The 17,871-nt window shown below is 43.9% G+C and carries 13 protein-coding genes, 2 tRNA genes and 1 riboswitch; of the genes, 13 read left to right on the forward strand and 2 right to left on the reverse strand.

The genetic code is table 11. The features are described from left to right. Window position 1: 1 nt before the first annotated feature. Entirely contained in the window at window positions 2–418 is a 417-nt protein-coding gene (locus FHS10_RS00215) for a hypothetical protein (protein WP_259086613.1), read from the reverse strand. A 15-nt stretch (window positions 419–433) separates the two neighbouring features. Then, window positions 434–509, reverse strand: a tRNA-Cys gene (locus FHS10_RS00220). A 146-nt stretch (window positions 510–655) separates the two neighbouring features. Further along, window positions 656–762, reverse strand: a riboswitch (SAM riboswitch). 519 nt (window positions 763–1,281) lie between these two features. Here FHS10_RS00220 and FHS10_RS00225 point away from each other — a divergent pair. The 13 genes from FHS10_RS00225 to FHS10_RS00285 all read left to right on the forward strand — a co-directional run bounded on the left by FHS10_RS00225 (window position 1,282) and on the right by FHS10_RS00285 (window position 17,629). Then, a tRNA-Cys gene (locus FHS10_RS00225) sits at window positions 1,282–1,355 on the forward strand. Between the two features lie 1,024 nt (window positions 1,356–2,379). Continuing rightward, window positions 2,380–5,532, forward strand: a complete 3,153-nt coding sequence (locus FHS10_RS00230) for a SusC/RagA family TonB-linked outer membrane protein (RefSeq protein WP_259086614.1) — start codon at window positions 2,380–2,382, stop codon at window positions 5,530–5,532. An 18-nt stretch (window positions 5,533–5,550) separates the two neighbouring features. Continuing rightward, window positions 5,551–6,990 (forward strand): RagB/SusD family nutrient uptake outer membrane protein, encoded by a 1,440-nt coding sequence (locus FHS10_RS00235; protein WP_259086615.1) that lies wholly within the window; start codon window positions 5,551–5,553, stop codon window positions 6,988–6,990. A 51-nt stretch (window positions 6,991–7,041) separates the two neighbouring features. Next, entirely contained in the window at window positions 7,042–8,481 is a 1,440-nt protein-coding gene (locus FHS10_RS00240; protein WP_259086616.1) for a DUF1254 domain-containing protein, read from the forward strand. Between the two features lie 165 nt (window positions 8,482–8,646). Further along, on the forward strand, window positions 8,647–8,832 hold the full coding sequence (locus FHS10_RS00245) for a hypothetical protein (RefSeq protein WP_259086617.1): 186 nt from the start codon (window positions 8,647–8,649) through the stop codon (window positions 8,830–8,832). After that, window positions 8,829–9,797: a sterol desaturase family protein gene (locus FHS10_RS00250; protein WP_259086618.1), complete on the forward strand. Its 969-nt coding sequence runs from the start codon at window positions 8,829–8,831 to the stop codon at window positions 9,795–9,797. Before FHS10_RS00245 ends, FHS10_RS00250 begins: the two co-directional genes overlap by 4 nt. 17 nt (window positions 9,798–9,814) lie before the next feature. Further along, window positions 9,815–11,722 carry an arylsulfatase gene (locus FHS10_RS00255; RefSeq protein ID WP_259086619.1) on the forward strand — a complete coding sequence of 636 codons (1,908 nt, stop codon included), beginning with the start codon at window positions 9,815–9,817 and terminating at the stop codon, window positions 11,720–11,722. After that, on the forward strand, window positions 11,719–13,344 hold the full coding sequence (locus FHS10_RS00260; RefSeq protein WP_259086620.1) for an arylsulfatase: 1,626 nt from the start codon (window positions 11,719–11,721) through the stop codon (window positions 13,342–13,344). Before FHS10_RS00255 ends, FHS10_RS00260 begins: the two co-directional genes overlap by 4 nt. A 1-nt stretch (window position 13,345) precedes the next feature. Continuing rightward, window positions 13,346–14,545, forward strand: coding sequence for a formylglycine-generating enzyme family protein (locus FHS10_RS00265; RefSeq protein WP_259086621.1), 1,200 nt, complete (start codon window positions 13,346–13,348; stop codon window positions 14,543–14,545). Between the two features lie 230 nt (window positions 14,546–14,775). Then, window positions 14,776–14,976: a hypothetical protein gene (locus FHS10_RS00270; RefSeq protein ID WP_259086622.1), complete on the forward strand. Its 201-nt coding sequence runs from the start codon at window positions 14,776–14,778 to the stop codon at window positions 14,974–14,976. A 159-nt stretch (window positions 14,977–15,135) separates the two neighbouring features. After that, window positions 15,136–15,708: an RNA polymerase sigma-70 factor gene (locus FHS10_RS00275; RefSeq protein ID WP_259086623.1), complete on the forward strand. Its 573-nt coding sequence runs from the start codon at window positions 15,136–15,138 to the stop codon at window positions 15,706–15,708. 117 nt (window positions 15,709–15,825) lie between these two features. Next, a complete protein-coding gene (locus FHS10_RS00280) occupies window positions 15,826–16,176 on the forward strand; it encodes a hypothetical protein (RefSeq protein WP_259086624.1) in 351 nt (116 codons plus the stop codon). Between the two features lie 412 nt (window positions 16,177–16,588). Further along, window positions 16,589–17,629 (forward strand): FecR family protein, encoded by a 1,041-nt coding sequence (locus tag FHS10_RS00285; RefSeq protein ID WP_259086625.1) that lies wholly within the window; start codon window positions 16,589–16,591, stop codon window positions 17,627–17,629. Window positions 17,630–17,871 lie beyond the last annotated feature (242 nt).

Consider the following 17,871-nt stretch of genomic DNA (forward strand, 5'->3'; position numbering starts at 1 on the left):
ATTAATTCAAGGGTAAAGTTTCCACGGGTACGTCCCAATGGGCTATCACAAGCTCAAATCGCTGTTGTTCAGCTTTGGTATAACTTTCCTGGTCGGGAAAAAGCTGCTTTTTATAAGGGTCAACAATGCTGTAATCCAGCGCGAGGTGTTCGGTTTTAAAGGTAAGTGTAACCTTAAAATCCCAACGGGTATCCTCGCCGCTATGTAGTATCGGTGTTTCGGCTTTGATATCCAGTACATCGCCTTTTTCCTTTAGTTTTTTGAGCAGTGGGTAATGGTTCTTTTTCCACAGTGCGATAAACTCATCCGCGTGCCCCCATTTGATCTTGTAATAGTTTTCGATGGTGAGTGGCTTTTCCTGCGCAAACAGGGCGGTGCCGAAAAATAGCAGCAGAACAACCAGTTTAATTTTTTTCATTTAATTTCTTTTCGTTGGAGGTGTGAGGACGGATTCGAACCGCCGTAAAAGGTTTTGCAGACCTCCGCCTAAGCCGCTCGGCCACTCCACCGTGTATTATTCCTGATTAGGCCGATAACATATTTGACCGTCGACAGTGTGGTGGGATAGTGGCGGTATTATCCAGGTAAATATTCATCTGTTCGTTTTTAATTTTCTTTTGCACTTATCTCCATGAAAACTGCAAGCAGCCGGGCTCTCTTATCTGTACCCCGCAAGGGGGAATGGAGTTAGCATCTTTTATGCAAGGAATATAGGTTACTAATACGTCGCCGGGCCATTCCCTCAGTCTTTCCGGATAAGTTTAAAGAACGTTTCGGCTACAAATATATGTCATATTCTATAAAATCTATGGTTTTTATAGAATTAATTTGCAATGCTTGTTTCTTTCTCTAGATTTGCTGCCATGAACACAGCAATAATTAAAAAGTCACACATTATATTCCTGACCATCCCGGGCCGGTGCCGCTGTTGTTGTTGCTAATCTTTCGCTTCCAAAACAAGCAGTATTCAATTCATCTTCATCAATCATAGGGCGCAACCGGGATTATTATATAAGTATGGCCGCTTTTTTTAATCGTTGTTTTATGATAATGCCAAATGCATGGCGAGTGTTTGTTAACCTACCTGCTTTTTAGGCTAAGTGAAAATGCCGTTGTACAATGAGGAATGCCTCTTTTTTAAATTAATTATTAACTATTAACTGATCGATAAATTAACTGAAGCATGAACATGAAAACGGAACTGAGAATTTAAAATGAAAACAGGTTAGCGCCTGTTTTTTGAATGATTGAATAGTTTGATACCCGGGTAAACCGGGTAATGGTCAGGTGGCCGAGCGGTTAGGCAAAGGTCTGCAAAACCTTCTACAGCGGTTCAAATCCGCTTCTGACCTCCACGCGTGTAGCGTTAAAACTCTTCTCATAATTTAGGTTTATAATTGGTTAGTAAATGCCCCTGCCCATCAGGGGCTTTACTTTTTTTTGGGTGATTAGGTGACGTACTCTTTTAAACCGAAGATTCTGAAAACTTAAATCACGGATATTTAAGTGAAATTTGACATCAGGCGTTAAGGATACCGGGTATACCGGAAGAGTTGAACACGCTATTTCATAACAGATTTTTAGCTATCACATTTGAAAGTAAATCGCGTTAGTTGTATCGCGCAAAGATCGCTAAGACGCAAAGTAGTTTTTTATCTTTTTTTGCGTCTTAGCGATCTTTGCGCGAACTAATTTTTCATTTTTAGTTTGGAATATTTAAAAGCGATTTCCCTGGGGCAAAGTGTAATAGGTGGTTAGTTTATTATTTCAGCATAAGTGGCAACAGCCCCCGGGGCGAGGCAATGCCTTATGCGTGTTGTACAGCTAATATCAGGCACAGCCTGAAAGTCATGAAACGGCTTAAAGCAGTGAATATGTATTCTAAATCTGCCGCATTTTACGTACTTGCTGCCATAGATTGTAAGAAATAAACAAAATAAAAAATATAATTCCTATAGAATTAGTAGTTTATGAAATTTATTCTATATTTGCGATGTAAAAATACCACCATGAATGCTTTTTTAAATCCTGCAACAGGATTAAATAAATTTAGTTCTGCTATTCTCCAACAGCCCATGTGCTGTTACTGCTGTTGTTGTTAACCCAACACAAAACCTTACGATATTTTTTGATGCTTGCTTGTTCCCCTCGGGAAGAGGTGTGCAGTATTCAAAATAAATATCAAAATATTCATTCCACAATATGCTTTAACCCCCTTAAAAAGATGAAATAAGATTTACTCCATATCCTAAAATGACACCGGCAAGGGAGCCTTGCCGGTGATTTGGATGGCAGATCAGCCTGTAACGCCAATCACTAACTGATCTTCATCCCTCCGTTTTACTAACAAATAATCATTAACATAAAACATTTAAATATATGGAAATATATCTCCATGCCAAGTTTTTATATCTTTTCCGCACCTTTAAAGTATTTAAACAATCGGCTATTTTATTGCTGATACTTGTCCCATTTGCCGCTTTTTCGCAAACAGGCAGTCAGTCTGTTATCAACTCCAAACTATATGGTAAAGTGGTTGATGCCACTAATAAACAGCCCATTCCGGGTGTTGTGGTCCGTATTAAAGGGACCACCCATGCTGTGGCAACCAATACCGATGGCGAGTTTAATTTTGTTACCGGCCAAAAATTCCCTTACACCTTACTGGTAAGCTTTATCGGTTATGATAAAGTGGAACTTATAGCAAACGGTAGCCCGGTGCAGATAGAGTTAAAGCCGGCCATAAACCAACTTACCGATGTAGTGGTAGTAGGTTACGGCACACAAAAGAAAAGCGATATTACCGGGTCCATCTCTTCGGTACCTAAAGAAAACCTTAACCAGGTATCATCATCGGTTGATAATTTGCTGCGGGGCGCGGCACCGGGAGTTAACGTAACCCAAAGTTCAGGGCAGCCGGGTGCTTCTGCCAGTATCCGTATCAGGGGCGGCAATTCCATCACCGGCGGTAATGAACCCCTGTACGTTATAGATGGCTTCCCTGTATATAATGATAATGCCAGTGTATCAACAGGTTCGGGTTCAGGCGCGGGCGTAAATGCGCTATCTACCATCAACCCTTCCGATATCGAATCTATCGAGATCCTCAAAGATGCATCGGCAACGGCCATATATGGTTCAAGAGGTGCCAACGGTGTTATCCTTATCAGCACCAAAAAGGGCCGGAAAGGCACAAGCGATGTTTCGTACGGCGCTTATTACGGTCAGCAAAGGATCACTAAAACCTTGCCGCTGCTGGATGCTACCCAATGGGCTAATTTGCGAAATGATATATTAGCCAGCACCGGCCAGGCACCATCATTCACTGCCGATCAGATAGCCGCCCTGGGTAAAGGGAGCGATTGGCAGGACGCCGCGTTTCGCCATGCACCGGTACAAAACCACGAGCTGAGCTTTACCGGCGGCGATGAGCGTTCCCGGTTTGCCATATCAGGTAATTATTTTAACCAGGATGGTATCGTATTGAATACCAATTTTAAACGGTATTCGCTCAGGGCTAATTACGAGCGTGATATATCATCTAAATTTAAGATCGGTTTAAACTCAACCACCAGTTATTCTACCTCAACAGGTGCTGCAACCAACACCGGCTCGGCCAGTTTAAGCAGCCCCAACCTGATCACCAATATTATAACCACATCTCCGGTTGTTCCTATAAAAGACCAGAGTGGTAATTATAACCTGGTTAACCCATACACCAGCGTGCCATCAAACCCAATAAATGATCTGCTGAGCGTGATCAATAAAACAAATATCAACCGCTCTTTAGGAAATTTTTATGGCGAATACACTTTACTGCCGGGTTTAAAAGCTAAAGTTAGCCTCGGTGCCGATCTGTTAAGTACCAAGCAAAACTATTTTGCCGGGCCAAATACCGCCAACGGCTATGCGGTTGTGGGAATTGCCAGTGTTGGTAATGCAACGGTAAATACCTGGCTTAACGAAAATACACTTACCTATGATAAGGTGATAAACGATAAGCACTTTATCAATATCCTTGCCGGTTATACCACCCAAAAATCTACCGGCGAAGCGGCGACAGCCGGTTCTAAAAACTTTGTGAGCAGCGCAACAACTTACAACAGCCTGCAAAGCGGATCGCAAACATCTACACCAACATCAAGCGCGTATAGCTGGGCGCTTAACTCGTACCTGGCCCGTATCAACTACTCGTTCCTGCATAAATACAATTTCACAGTTTCTGGCAGGGCCGATGGTTCATCACGTTTTGGGGCTGGTAACAAATGGGGGTATTTCCCTTCGGCAGGCTTTTCATGGAACGCGGCCGATGAGGATTTTATCAAAAATGTCAAATCCATCAGCAGTCTTAAATTGCGTTTAAGCGCGGGCGAAACCGGTAACCAGGAGATAGGCCAATACCAATCATTAGCTACGCTATCGCCCGTAAATTACGATTTCAATAGCGTGCTCATCACCGGTTTTGCTGCCAACAGGCTCTCAAACCCCGATCTGAAATGGGAAAAAACAAAGCAATATGATGCCGGTGTTGACCTGGGTTTATTAGATAACCGTATTAACCTTACGTTAGATGCTTATTATAAAAAAACCAATGATCTTTTATTGAGTATCCCTATCCCGTTATCAACGGGCTACTCAACCTCACTGCAAAATATAGGTAGTGTACAAAACAAAGGTCTGGAGGTAGGCATCAATACCGAAAACATCAGCGGCGGTGCCTTTACCTGGAAAACATCATTGGTGTATGCTTTAAACCGCAACAAAGTATTAAGCCTGGGCGCGTCACAAACTTCTTTTTTTCCGGCTGTGCCAAATAGCACCCTGGGTATTTTGCAGCCGGTTAACATAAAAGTAGGTTTGCCTTTGGGGACTTTCTGGGGCTATAAAACTGCCGGTATTTTCCAATCGGCGGCAGAAATTGCCAGTTCGCCAACATTGGATACCAAAGCCAACACCAAGCCCGGCGACCGCAAATATGTGGATGTTAACGGTGACGGCCTGATAACTGCCGCCGATAAAACAAACCTTGGCAGCTCGCAGCCTAAATTTACGGGCAGTTTTACCAATAGCTTCTCCTATCGCCATGTTGATTTGCTGGTATTTTTTCAGGGCGCTTATGGTAACAAAATTTATAATGCCTTACGTCAGCAGCTGGAAATCACCAACCTATCTACCAATGCCTATGCCAGCATAGCCGACAGATGGACACCTACCAACCCAAGCAACGACGTAGCCCGCGCAACAAATTCGCCGGTTGCGCAAATGTCTGACAGGTATATCGAGAATGGATCGTACCTGCGCCTTAAAAACGTGGTATTGGGTTACACTTTTAACGGCGAGTTGCTGAATAAAATCCGCGCCAAACAGCTACGCATTTACGTATCGGCCCAAAACCTGGCCACCATCACCAAATACAAAGGCTACGACCCGGAGGTGAACTCTTTTGAGCAAAACAACACTTCGCAAGGGATAGATTTTGGTGCCTATCCAAATTACAAAACATTTTTAGTGGGTTTAAATGTCACTTTCTAACCTAATAATCAAACACAAATGAAAAAGATATATATACTGATGGGCGTGGCAAGTATCCTTTTTTCCTGCAATAAGCTGGATGAAAAGCCCACTTCTGTAATTGTAAAAGAACAGTTTTTTAAAACACAGGCCGATGCCGTTGCCGGGGTAACTGCTGTTTATGGCGAGCTGGTGAGCGATGGAACCGAGCAGCCGCTTTACGGCAGGGAGATCAACTTTTTGACAGATATGACCACCGATGATCTTTCTGCTGGTCCATCGGCAATTAACCCCAATGTAAGGGCGCTTAGTTCTATTACTTACACTACAACCAATGATAGGGTGCAGGTTTTGTGGCGACAATTGTATACTGGCATTAGCAGGGCAAATGTGGCTATTGATCAGATACCAACTATTTCTTTTGACCCCGCAACCCGCACACGGCTGGTACTGGAAGCAAAGTTTTTACGCGCATTATTTTATTTCGACCTGGTACGTTTATGGGGCGATGTGCCCTTGGTGCTGCATGATCCTACATCCACCGATTTGAATAGTTTAAAAACTAACAGAAGCCCGGCTGCTGATGTATATAAACAGATCATAGCCGATTTAACCGATGCGCAAAGCTTGCCCGCAACCTATACCGGTGCAGATATCGGCCGCGCTACAGCTGGTGCCGCAAAAACGCTGTTATTGAAGGTTTATCTTACCCAAAAAGATTGGACTAATGCGGTAGCTAAAGCAAAAGAGATCATCAATGGACCTTATGGCTATGGCCTGGTTACCAATTACGGCGACTTGTTTAACAAGGCTACCAAAAACGGCAAAGAGCATATCTTTTCGGCCCAGTTTGATTCAAACGGTGGCCTGGGTAACAGCAGCGTATTGATGGGCGCGGCGTTTACCGGCTTTGGTGTGAGTGTGCCGGCAGATATCCCGGCCGATAGTTCGGTATACAAACAGTTTAGCGCCAATGATACCCGCAGGGCTGTTACGTTTTATACATCACTTACAAACCCATCAACCGGGGTTGTTAAAGTTTATCCAACCTTTTACTTCGGTAAGTATGTTGATAGAACCGTGTTGTTAACGTCCAATCAAAGTGGTATTAACTTCCCGGTATTAAGATATGCTGATGTACTGCTGATGTATTCTGAAGCTTTGAACGAACTGAGTGGAGCAACTGCCGATGCCTATAGCGGCATTAACCAGGTAAGAAACCGCGCTAACACCGGCGATCTTACACCAGGCCTTTCACAGGCAGCCTTCCGCGATTCGCTTTATGCCGAGCGGAGGCGCGAGTTTGTACAGGAAGCCCAGCGCTGGTTTGACCTGGCGCGTACAGGGAAACTGGTCGAAGCCGTTTCTAAAGTGGCCACAAAAACCAACGTGAGCGCTAAAAACTACCTGTTCCCAATTCCGCAAAGCGAGATCAGTATTAACGCGGGCTTAACGCAAAACACAGGCTATACCAACTAATTAATAAAAAGGCTGCTATCAAAGCCGATGGCAGCCTTAAAATTAAATTGTATGAAAAGATATTTTAAAGCTATTTCTGTGCTGGCATTCGGTGGTCTTCTCGTTTCAAACGTAAACACTTTTGCCGGTAACTCAACTGGTATCGGGGGCGTCGCTGTTAATGATAGTGTAACGCTTAATAAAGCGGCAGTATTAAAGCTGGCGGCTTCGGCATATATTTATGGGCTGCCGGCTGTTTTTACCGATTTTACCCGCCAGGCCAGCGGCGCGCCAAATAATATTTACGCGCACGGTCACAAATTTCCAGATCATACTTCGCGGTTGGTTGTAGCGCCCAATAACGATACCAATTACTCCAGCGCGTTTTTAGACCTGGGCGACGATGCCGTTGTGTTAACCCTGCCCGATACGCATGGCAGGTATTACGTAGTACCACTGATGGATGCCTGGACAAATGTTTTTGCCACTTTTGGCAAAAGAACCACCGGTACCAGGCCGCAAACCTATGTTATTACCGGCCCGCATTGGAAAGGTACACTGCCCGACGGATTAAAACAGGTAAAAGCACCTACAGACCTGGTTTGGATCATTGGCCGCATTCAGGTGAACAGCCCGGATGATCAGGCAAATTTTGTGAGCAAGATACAGGATCAGTTTAAGATCACTTTACTAAGCAACTGGGGCAAGGCCGAGGCTGTTACGCCAAAAAAGATTACTACTTATAATGTTGAGTTACCGCAGCTTAAAGCAGCGCAAACTCACCAGTTAAACGTGGTACAGGCCATTAAGCAATTAGCTGTTGAGGATTATTTTAATTACCTGAATGCGTTATTGGTGAAAAATCCGGGGCTGGCGGCGGATTCGGTTACGCTTAAATCCTTTGCAGCTATTGGTATTGGCGCAGGTAAAAAGTTTAGCCTGGATGATTTTGATGCAGAAACACAAGCCGCGTTAAAGGCTGTACCTGCAAAAATATACGATGCATTTGACGCCCAGAAACGGAATGATTTTAAACCTGCGAACGGCACCAAATTAGGCGATTATAAAACGGATTACCTTACACGCGCCGTTGTGGCCTATAAAGGCCTGGGCGCGCTAACACCCGAGGAGGCAACCTATATAGCGTATGCCGAGGATGCAGATAAGGCACCGCTGGCAGGCAATAATAAATATATAATACATTTTGAGCCTAATAAGTTACCACCGGCAAAAGCCTTCTGGTCGCTTACCATGTATGATAAAGACAGGTACCTCACCGATAACCCCATCAAACGTTATGCAATTGGCGATAGAAACCCGCTAAAATTTAATGCCGATGGATCGCTGGATATTTATGTACAGCATGAAAGCCCCGGCGCTGCAAAAGAAGCCAACTGGCTGCCCGCCCCGGCAGATGTGTTTAACGTTATCCTGCGCATTTATATCCCAACGGATACTTACCTGGCCGATAAAACTACCTGGGTAAATCCTCCCTTAAAAAAACAGCCTTAATAACCCATTAAAACTTACAGATATGACAGCACATGATTTTTCAATACTTGGCAAAAAAGTAATAATAGGCCTGTTGGTAGGCTTAATTCCGCTGGTGCTGGTTACGGGCGGTTTATGGCTTATCACTGCATTATTAAAGTAGTATCATCAATAAAAACAAAGCTTATGAAAATTGACCCGCAAACTCAAAAAAGTATCCTCAGGAACGCGTTGCTGAGCGTATTTATTTACCTGTTGCCCATAGGGCTCATGTTTGGCTCTTTTTATATCACCGGCAAACGCCCATGGAAACAACAGCAACGTACCACATCAATTAACAAAAACATTAACCCAATAAATAAAAAGCCATGATCAAGTTTTTAGAAACCATTTCGCAAAGCTTAAACGGCCTGGGCTTCCCGGCCTTAATATTACTGCTCGGTATCCTGGAGTTTTCACTCGGATTATATGAAAAACGTTGGACTAAGAACGAGCGGATATTGGACATTGTCAGTTTCATTTTTCCGCCATTGGTACTGGCGCCAGTATTGGCCTTTTTGGGTTTGAAATTTTTGCCGCATATTATACCGCAATACCATAACGCGTTTTCATGGGTACCTTTTATCTGGGGCTTTTTTATCATCGCCATTGCCGATGATCTTACCCAATATTGGTATCACCGCTTGCATCACCAAATTCCGTTTTTATGGCGGTTTCACCGTACGCATCATTCGGCACCATACATGGGTATGGCCATGGCCAGCAGGCAAAATATCATCTATACCTTCCTGTTTTCACAAATTTATCTCACTGTTATATTGGTATACCTCGGTTTGGGTTATCCGGCCTTATTTGTAAGGGCGTTAAAAACACTCATCGTAACTTTTGCCCATTCGAGCATTAAATGGGATAAGCCATTTTATAAATACAAGATATTGCATCCGGTCGCCTGGGTATTGGAGCGGCTTATTTCAACCCCCGCTACGCATCACGCGCACCACTCCAGCTCAACCGATGATGGCGTAGGATATTACAAGGGCAATTTTGGTAATATGTTTTTTCTGTGGGATGTCATCTTCGGAACGGCGCATATTTCAAGGCGATATCCAAAAGCTTATGGTATCTCTCATTACGAAGGCGACGAATGGTACGCGCAACTACTATGGCCTATTCTCAAATCGAAGAAGGAGGGCAGCGAACTATCACGCAGAGGGCCGGCTGTAAGGGAGGATATAGTAGCCGAGCCGGTTTTAAGTTCTGCAGATCAACACCAACCGGAGTTTCAAACAGCCACCATTAAGTCCTTAAATAATTTATCACCATCGGCTATAAACTAAATTTTCAACCTAAATACATGAAAACACAAATTAAATCTATCAGCCGGTTATCAAAGGCTACTTTGTTATCCGGGACATTGATTATATCGGGCATAGCATCGGCTGTTGCTCAAAGCAGTCAAACGCCCGTTTACCAGGGTAAGGTTGGCAAAACTTTGGCCGACTCAAAAGAATGGTGGCCAGCACCGGTAAAAGCGCCAAAGGGCGCGCCAAACGTAATCTGGATTTTGCTTGATGATGTTGGCTTTGGTGCTACCAGCGCTTTTGGCGGCGTAATTAGTACGCCAACTTATGATAGCCTGGCCAATAACGGTTTACGTTATACCAATTTCCATACCGCAGCTATTTGCGCGCCAACAAGGGCCGCACTGCTTACCGGCCGCAATCACCACTATGTACACATGGGCGGTTTTGCGCATACGATATTATCGGCAGGGTTTCCTGGCTATGATGGTCGCATCCCGGCAGATAAAGGTACCATTGCCGAGATCCTGCGCGAGAACGGCTACAACACCTTCGCGGTTGGTAAATATGGTTTAACACCAGATGAAGATGCTACAGATGCAGGTCCGTTTGATAGATGGCCAAGCGGTAAAGGTTTCGATCATTTCTTCGGGTTTCTTGGTTCGCAAACAGACCAATACAAACCAGACCTGGTTGAAGACAATGCGCACGTAAAACCAGATGGCAGGCACCTGAGCGAGCAGATTACAGATAAAGCTATCAGTTACATAACTCGCCAGCAAAAGGTAGCGCCCAATAAACCATTCTTTCTGTACTATGCGCCAGGTGCCACACACGCACCTCACCAGGTTGCCAAAGAGTGGAGCGATTTGTACAAAGGAAAGTTTGACGAAGGATGGGATGTTTTTCGCGAAAAAGTATTTGCCGAACAAAAACGCAAAGGGATCATCCCGCAAAATGCAGTATTACCTCCACGCAATGCGGGCATAAAAGCATGGAACACCTTATCGGCAGATGAGAAAAGATTGTATGCCCGTTTTATGGAAGTGTATGCTGGGTACCTTACCTATACCGATCATGAAACCGAGCGTTTGGTAAGCTACCTGAAACAAAGCGGCCAGCTTGATAACACGCTGATATTTGTGGTGATTGGCGATAATGGTGCCAGTAAAGAAGGATCGCAAAACGGCGATATTGACCGCTCGATATTAGTCAACAGCCAATCGGAAGCAGAAACTATTAAATACAATCTCAACAAGATAGATGAGATTGGCACACCCCAAGGTACCGAAGCCAATTATCCATTAGGTTGGGCGCAGGCTGCCAATACGCCATTTAAGTACTGGAAACAGGATGCAAATTCTGAAGGAGGCACCCGTAACCCGCTTATTGTGTTTTACCCTAAAGGTATTAAAGATAAAGGCGGCATCCGCACACAATACAGCCATGTTAATGATTTACTGCCTACCACGCTGGAGTACCTTGGCATCAAAGCGCCCGAATATATTAAAGGTATAAAACAGGATACATTACAGGGAACATCATTGGTTTATTCGTTTGATAACGCCGCTGCACCAACCAGGCATAACCTGCAGTACTATTATATTTTTGGCTCACGGTCTATTTATCATAACGGATGGAAGGCTGAAGCACTGCACAATACAGCTTTTTTTAATCCATCTCGCAATATTGCGGATACCGCCAGGAGCTATGAAAAGGATAAGTGGGAATTATATAACCTGGATAAGGATTTTAACGAACGGATAGACCTTGCCGCAAAATATCCGGAAAAATTAAAAGAGCTACAGGCTTTGTTTGATGAGCAGGCCAAAACCAACAACATCTATCCTTTTATTGATTGGGATGACGTATTTAAGCAAAGGATCCACAAAAAATCGAGCGTAGCGCAATCTACCCAACAATCTATGATCGGTACACCACCAAATCAAATAAATAAATGAAAAAACTAAGTATTGCTTTTATGGTGCTTTTTACAGCCGGTTTAAGCGTTCAGCAGGCACTGGCTCAACAAAAAAAGCCAAACATTATCCTTATTGTGGTTGATGATATGGGCTACGCCGATCTGGGAAGTTACGGTTCCGAGATTCATACACCCAATTTGGATAAGTTAGCACAGCAGGGTTTGCGTTTAAAAGAGTTTTATAATAACGCCATCTGCGCGCCAACCCGTGCCTCAATTTTAACCGGGCAGGATCAGCACAAGGCTGGCATTGGTTATTTCGACCAAAACCTGGGCCTGCCTGCTTACCAGGGTTACCTCAATAAGGAATCGTTAACTTTGGCAGAGGTGTTAAAGCAAAACGGTTATAGCACGCTCATGTCTGGCAAATGGCATGTGGGTAATGATAGCACCGGCTGGCCAAATCAGCGTGGTTTCGATCGTTTCTTTGGCATTATCGGTGGCGCGTCCAATTACTTTAATACCAGTTATATGCCGCTTGGCGGTGCCAAATACCCGGTTATTATTGAAGAAGATAACAAACGCTGGCATAAGCCCGACGATAGTTATTATATGACAGATGAGATTGGCGACCACGCTACCAAATTTTTGGATGAGCAAAGCAAAATCGGCAAGCCGTTCTTTTTATACCTGACTTTTAACGCGCCACATTGGCCCCTGCAGGCATTGCCCGAGGATATTGCCAAATACAAAGGCAGGTACAATATTGGCTGGGATTCACTCCGCAAAGAGCGCCTGGCCCGCCAGGTACAATTAGGGTTGCGAGACCCAAGCCAGCCGCTTGCCCTGCGCGATGCCGAAGTACCAAATTGGGATAACCTTACCTACGATGAGCAACAACTATGGAAAGCCAAAATGGAAGTTTACGCAGCCATGGTTGACAGGATGGATCAGAATGTTGGTAAAGTACTTGATAAATTAAAAGAGCTTAAAAAAGATGACAACACCCTTATCGTATTTATATCTGATAACGGTGCGCCGGCCGAAGATGTAGCGCACGGTAAGGTACACGCGGCCCGTAACATAGGCCCGGTTGGTACATCTGGCTCGTTTGAATCGCAGGGTAAAAACTGGTCGTTTGTTTCTAATTCGCCCTTGCGGTCCTTTAAAGGCGCATTGTATGAGGGCGGCATGAGTTCGCCGCTTATCGCCTGGTTCCCGGGTAAAATAAAGGCCAACACTATTGAGCGGGGTACCGCCCACCTGGTAGATCTTGCACCTACATTTTATGATGTAGCAGGGGCTAAATACCCTGCAGCTTATAACGGCACCAAAACTAACCCGCTGATTGGAAAAAGCCTGAGCGGTTTGTTTTTCCGGGGCGAAGAACTTAACCGTGATAAACCCTTATTCTGGGAATTATGGGGCAACCGGGCTATTCGCGAGGGGAAGTGGAAACTGGTATCGGTATTTCCGGTTAATCAGTGGGAGTTGTATGATATTGATAACGATAGGGGCGAAACCAATAACTTAGCCGCGAAGAACCCCGATGTAGTGCGTAAGCTTTCGTTAGAATACTTGCAATGGGTAAATGCAAATAATGTAGTTTTGGATTTTAATTTGATAAAACCCAAAGCTATACTTGATATTAAAGCAAATTAAGGTGTATAAAATTGAGCCGGTAATGAATGTGTTAAAAATTAAGGGCAGGCATTTGTATAGCGTGGGATTAGGCCTGGTAATAATAAGTTTAGGCTTATCGGTTTCATCCTGTAAACCTAAACCGGCTGCTGCAAGCATTGTTGTTAAACCTGTATTGCCGGCCAAAAAAGCCATCTGCTGCGAGTCTAATATCCCGGCGCGTTTTCCATCGCTGGCAGGTCAACAGGCGGTATCTTTAAATAAAGCGGATGCTGCTAATGTCGGCCATGAAGATATGGTTTTTGTAAAAGCAGGTACTTTTCAAATGGGGGGCGATAATAAACAGGCATCGCCGGATGAATATCCAAAACATCAGGTAAGTGTAAACGGTTTTTGGATTGATGTAACCGAAGTAACCAATGCGGCATTCAGCAAGTTTGTAAATGCAACGCACTACGTTACTACTGCCGAGAAAAAGCCCGACTGGAACGAACTTAAAAAGCAATTACCCCCGGGTACGCAAAAGCCGGCCGATAGTCTGCTGGTGGCGGCCTCGCTGGTGTTTAGCGCGCCAACGCACCCTGTTGATCTGAATGATTATAGCCAGTGGTGGGTTTGGAAAACAGGTGCCGATTGGAAACATCCGCATGGCCCTAAAAGCAATATCAAGGGAAAGGAAAATTACCCTGTGGTACACGTATCATGGTTTGACGCCGTTGCCTATTGTAAATGGGCAGGTAAGCGTTTACCCACCGAAGCCGAGTGGGAGTGGGCCGCACGTGGTGGCCTGCAAAATAAGGTTTATCCATGGGGTAACGAACCTGTTGATGCCGGTAAAGCCAAAGCCAATACCTGGCAGGGCCATTTTCCTGATAATAACACGGTTAAGGATAAGTTTTATGGGATAGCACCTGTTTCCAGCTTTGCGCCTAATGGTTACGGGTTATATGATATGGCCGGTAATGTTTGGGAATGGTGTGCCGACTATTATAATAACGATTATTATAAAACCATTAGCCGGCCCCAGGGTGTTAAAAACCCGGCAGGCCCGGCTAAAAGCTTCGATCCTGATGAGCCTTACGCTGTAAAAAGGGTGATTCGTGGCGGTTCGTTTTTGTGTAATGATAGTTATTGCTCTGGTTACCGCGTTGCCCGCCGGATGAAGAGTACCGAAGATAGCGGTATGGAGCATTTGGGTTTCAGGTGTGTAGCCGATAAGTAGGCCGTTTTAAACAACCGGATGTATGCCAGAAGCTGCCATGCAACGTGTTAGTAATCAAATAAACGAATAAAGCCCCGATGCAAATCCGGGGCTTTATTCGTTTATTTGAGTTTTCCTAAAGATCACATCCCTGATTTTTCAGACTGATCCAAAACTGTATTTGTTTTAGAGTTTCAAACGCTTGATTGTTCTGGCTTTTGAATGTTGCACTTCGATTAAAAAGAGTCGTTATGTTAAAAAAAAGTTTAGGCATATTATTTCATAGAAAGCCGAAAAATTACACGGATGGATTATTGCCAATTTACCTGCGAATTACAATCGAAGCTGCCGCGGAATTAAATGAGCGCTATCCCGGAATATTCAGGAGGCAGGCGACTCTTTTATTAGTGTGTAAAACACAATTATTTTTAAATTTGCGTATTGCGATTTAAAAATATGCTTATATTGCCACTGTTATAAAACCTAAGTAATAGTACTGTAGTAGTCATGGCAGGGTGTGTTGCCCTTTAATTAATTGTAAACTCAACGATTATAGTTTGGGGTTACGACAGTTTAGCTATAGCGGTGTGTGTTGGTAATTATCGTAAAGAATGAAGAAGTTTTGTGACCTTACGGATGTAGAATTGATTGAACTTTTCGAACAGGGTAATATCAGCGCGTTTGAGGAGATCTACAACCGGTATTGGCTTAAACTTTACGCTGCCGCTTATAAACGCCTTAAAGAAAGAGAAACGGCAAAAGAGATTGTACAGGATTTTTTTACCAGCCTTTGGATCAACCGGCAGCAGGTTAAAATAATTACATCGCTACAGGGGTATTTGTTTACGTCTGTCAGGTACCTGGTACTTAACTATAAACGGGCCGAGGCAGTGCGCAATTCATACAGCGAGATTTTGCTGATGGTGAACAACAGCTTCGATAACTCTACAGAAGAAAATTATTACTACAAAGAACTGCTTGAACGTGTTGAGGCCGAGGTTACCCACTTGCCGCCCAAATGCCGCAACGTATTTGAGTTAAGCCGCAATCAGTATAAAACCAATAAGGAAATAGCCCTGCTTTTAGGCATTTCTGAAAAAACAGTAGAAAACCATTTGACCAAGGCCCTGCGGTTTCTAAAGGTACACCTTAATATCCTGGTGTTGTTTTTCCTGCTGCGGTAATATTAAAAGCTGTTTACCTCCCCTGTCATCCTGAGGAAGTTTTATTTGCGCACAAATAATAGCATTGCAAATGACACTAAAAATAGCTCTAATAATCAGTAAGTTACAAATGTGTCAATGGCAGGAACGAAGGATCTATTCTACGCCATGCCTATTCGCCCTGTAAAGTTTGCGAATAGGAGCTTCGTACCTACCCATGACGTTTTGTATTTTACACAAACATTGGCTTTGAACGCCGGCGAAGACTCACCCGGCGAGGCTTCGCCCGCCACCCTCTCTTCACCTGCGGTGGAAAGAGGGGTTTTTATAGTTAATAAATTGATTACGAGCAATGTAAATACAAAAAACTTCCAAACCCCTCTTTCCGGCGAAGCCGAAGAGAGGGTGCCGCGCGTAGCGCTGGCGGGTGAGTCTTCGCCGCCATGCGATCTACGCCATTCATCTTCGTTTTGTAAAGTTCGCGAATAGATGCTTCGTTCCTACCCATGACAAGTCCACCATGTCATTGCGAGGTACGAAGCAATCTCATGCTCTACAGGGCGAATCTGCACAGTTCGCGATTGCTTCGTTCCTCGCAATGACATAGCTTTATACTGTCATTTCACCTTCAGAATTTCGCGAAATTTTACAACTCAGCATGACAGGGTGGTGAGGTCGTTTGGCACATCATTCCGCCTTCAGAATTTCGCGAAATTTTACAACTCAGAATGACAGGGTGGAGAGGACAGTTCTTTATTTGTAACGTCATTCACCATAAATACGCCTGTATTTAGTTCCATAAAAAATTGAAAATATTTTAAACAGGAGTAGGGGATGTGCCTTACTCAGGTTACATCTTATTATATAACCAATATTAACTCTTGTCCAAAACAAGTTCCTAATGAAAAAGAAATTACCTGCCGAGCTATTGGAGAAATTTTTTGCAGGCAACTGTGATGAGCACGAAAAGGATATGATCCTTGCCTGGTATGAGTCGTTTGAACTTGATCGCGACGATGTTACCGAGCTCTCGGCCCGCGAACAGGAGCTGTTTAAAATGCTGATGTGGCAAAACATCAACAGCAATATCAACGCGGCCGAAGGCGATGAGGTAGTTTCAATTAATCGTAACAGGGCGGGCAAATTCAAAACAATGCTGTACTGGCTCTCTGGTGTTGCGGCTGTTTTGATCGCGGTGTTTTTTATCAAACTAAAACAACAACCAGTAAATAATACCTTACAGGCCACAAATACACAGCAGGTTTTTAGCAATACCACTAATGCCATCAAAGATATCATCTTATCAGATGGCAGCCGGGTTTGGGTAAGCCCCGGCTCGACCTTAACTTATACCAAAACATTTGAAAAACACAGCCGTAAGGTTTCATTAACCGGCGAAGCGTTTTTTGAAGTAACTAAAGATCATTCGCGCCCCTTCTCCATTTCAACAGGTAATGTAATTACCAAGGTATGGGGTACCAGTTTCAGGATTCGTGCTTACGCGGCCGATAAAACTACCCAGGTAGATGTGGTTACCGGTAAGGTTTCGGTATCTGTAGCCGGGCAGCAAACTAAGCCCGGTGCAAATAACATGCTTGCTGCAGGCGATGGGGTTATGCTGCTGCCAAACCAGGAAGCTGTTTATGATAAAGCGGCCGATGATCTTAAAAAGAATATGGAGATCAAAGATGCCTCATTGGGCATGTGGAAAAAAGCAAGTCTCTCATTTAACAATACGCCAATAAGTGAAGTATTTAAAGCGCTTAACAAAAGCTTTAACGTAAACATAAGCTCAAAAGACGATAGTATCAATACCGATTTTTTGAAGGCCGATTTTACCAACGAAAACCTGCCCGCCATTATGGAGATCCTTAAAAAAACGCTGAATGCAACCTACAGCGTAAATGGTAACAGCTTTGTGATGGAGAGCAATAAACAATAACCAATTATACAGTTCAATAACCAATAAAACCTAAAGCAGCCCATATGGAAAAAAAAAATCATTACCTAAACCCCATCCCAATTTCCTGAAAAAAAGAATAGGAGTGCTGGAGACACCCCTATAATTTTTACCCCCCGGTGTGCAACGCCTAAAAAGGTGAACCGGGAAGCCTATGTCTCAATTTTTTTAAAAAGAAACACTTAAATGTATGAAGATTTATTTACAAAACCACTTTGACTGGT

Origin of the sequence: Mucilaginibacter dorajii (assembly GCF_024808255.1) — a bacterium.
GTDB lineage: Bacteria > Bacteroidota > Bacteroidia > Sphingobacteriales > Sphingobacteriaceae > Mucilaginibacter > Mucilaginibacter dorajii.

Coding starts and splice junctions, on each gene's coding strand:
- FHS10_RS00285 (WP_259086625.1), top strand. CDS start 16,589: ATGAAAAAGAAATTACCTGCCGAGCTATTGGAGAAATTTTTTGCAGGC.
- FHS10_RS00230 (WP_259086614.1), top strand. CDS start 2,380: ATGGAAATATATCTCCATGCCAAGTTTTTATATCTTTTCCGCACCTTT.
- FHS10_RS00250 (WP_259086618.1), top strand. CDS start 8,829: ATGATCAAGTTTTTAGAAACCATTTCGCAAAGCTTAAACGGCCTGGGC.
- FHS10_RS00280 (WP_259086624.1), top strand. CDS start 15,826: ATGGCAGGAACGAAGGATCTATTCTACGCCATGCCTATTCGCCCTGTA.
- FHS10_RS00240 (WP_259086616.1), top strand. CDS start 7,042: ATGAAAAGATATTTTAAAGCTATTTCTGTGCTGGCATTCGGTGGTCTT.
- FHS10_RS00215 (WP_259086613.1), bottom strand. CDS start 418: ATGAAAAAAATTAAACTGGTTGTTCTGCTGCTATTTTTCGGCACCGCC.
- FHS10_RS00255 (WP_259086619.1), top strand. CDS start 9,815: ATGAAAACACAAATTAAATCTATCAGCCGGTTATCAAAGGCTACTTTG.
- FHS10_RS00270 (WP_259086622.1), top strand. CDS start 14,776: ATGTTAAAAAAAAGTTTAGGCATATTATTTCATAGAAAGCCGAAAAAT.
- FHS10_RS00235 (WP_259086615.1), top strand. CDS start 5,551: ATGAAAAAGATATATATACTGATGGGCGTGGCAAGTATCCTTTTTTCC.
- FHS10_RS00275 (WP_259086623.1), top strand. CDS start 15,136: ATGAAGAAGTTTTGTGACCTTACGGATGTAGAATTGATTGAACTTTTC.
- FHS10_RS00245 (WP_259086617.1), top strand. CDS start 8,647: ATGAAAATTGACCCGCAAACTCAAAAAAGTATCCTCAGGAACGCGTTG.
- FHS10_RS00260 (WP_259086620.1), top strand. CDS start 11,719: ATGAAAAAACTAAGTATTGCTTTTATGGTGCTTTTTACAGCCGGTTTA.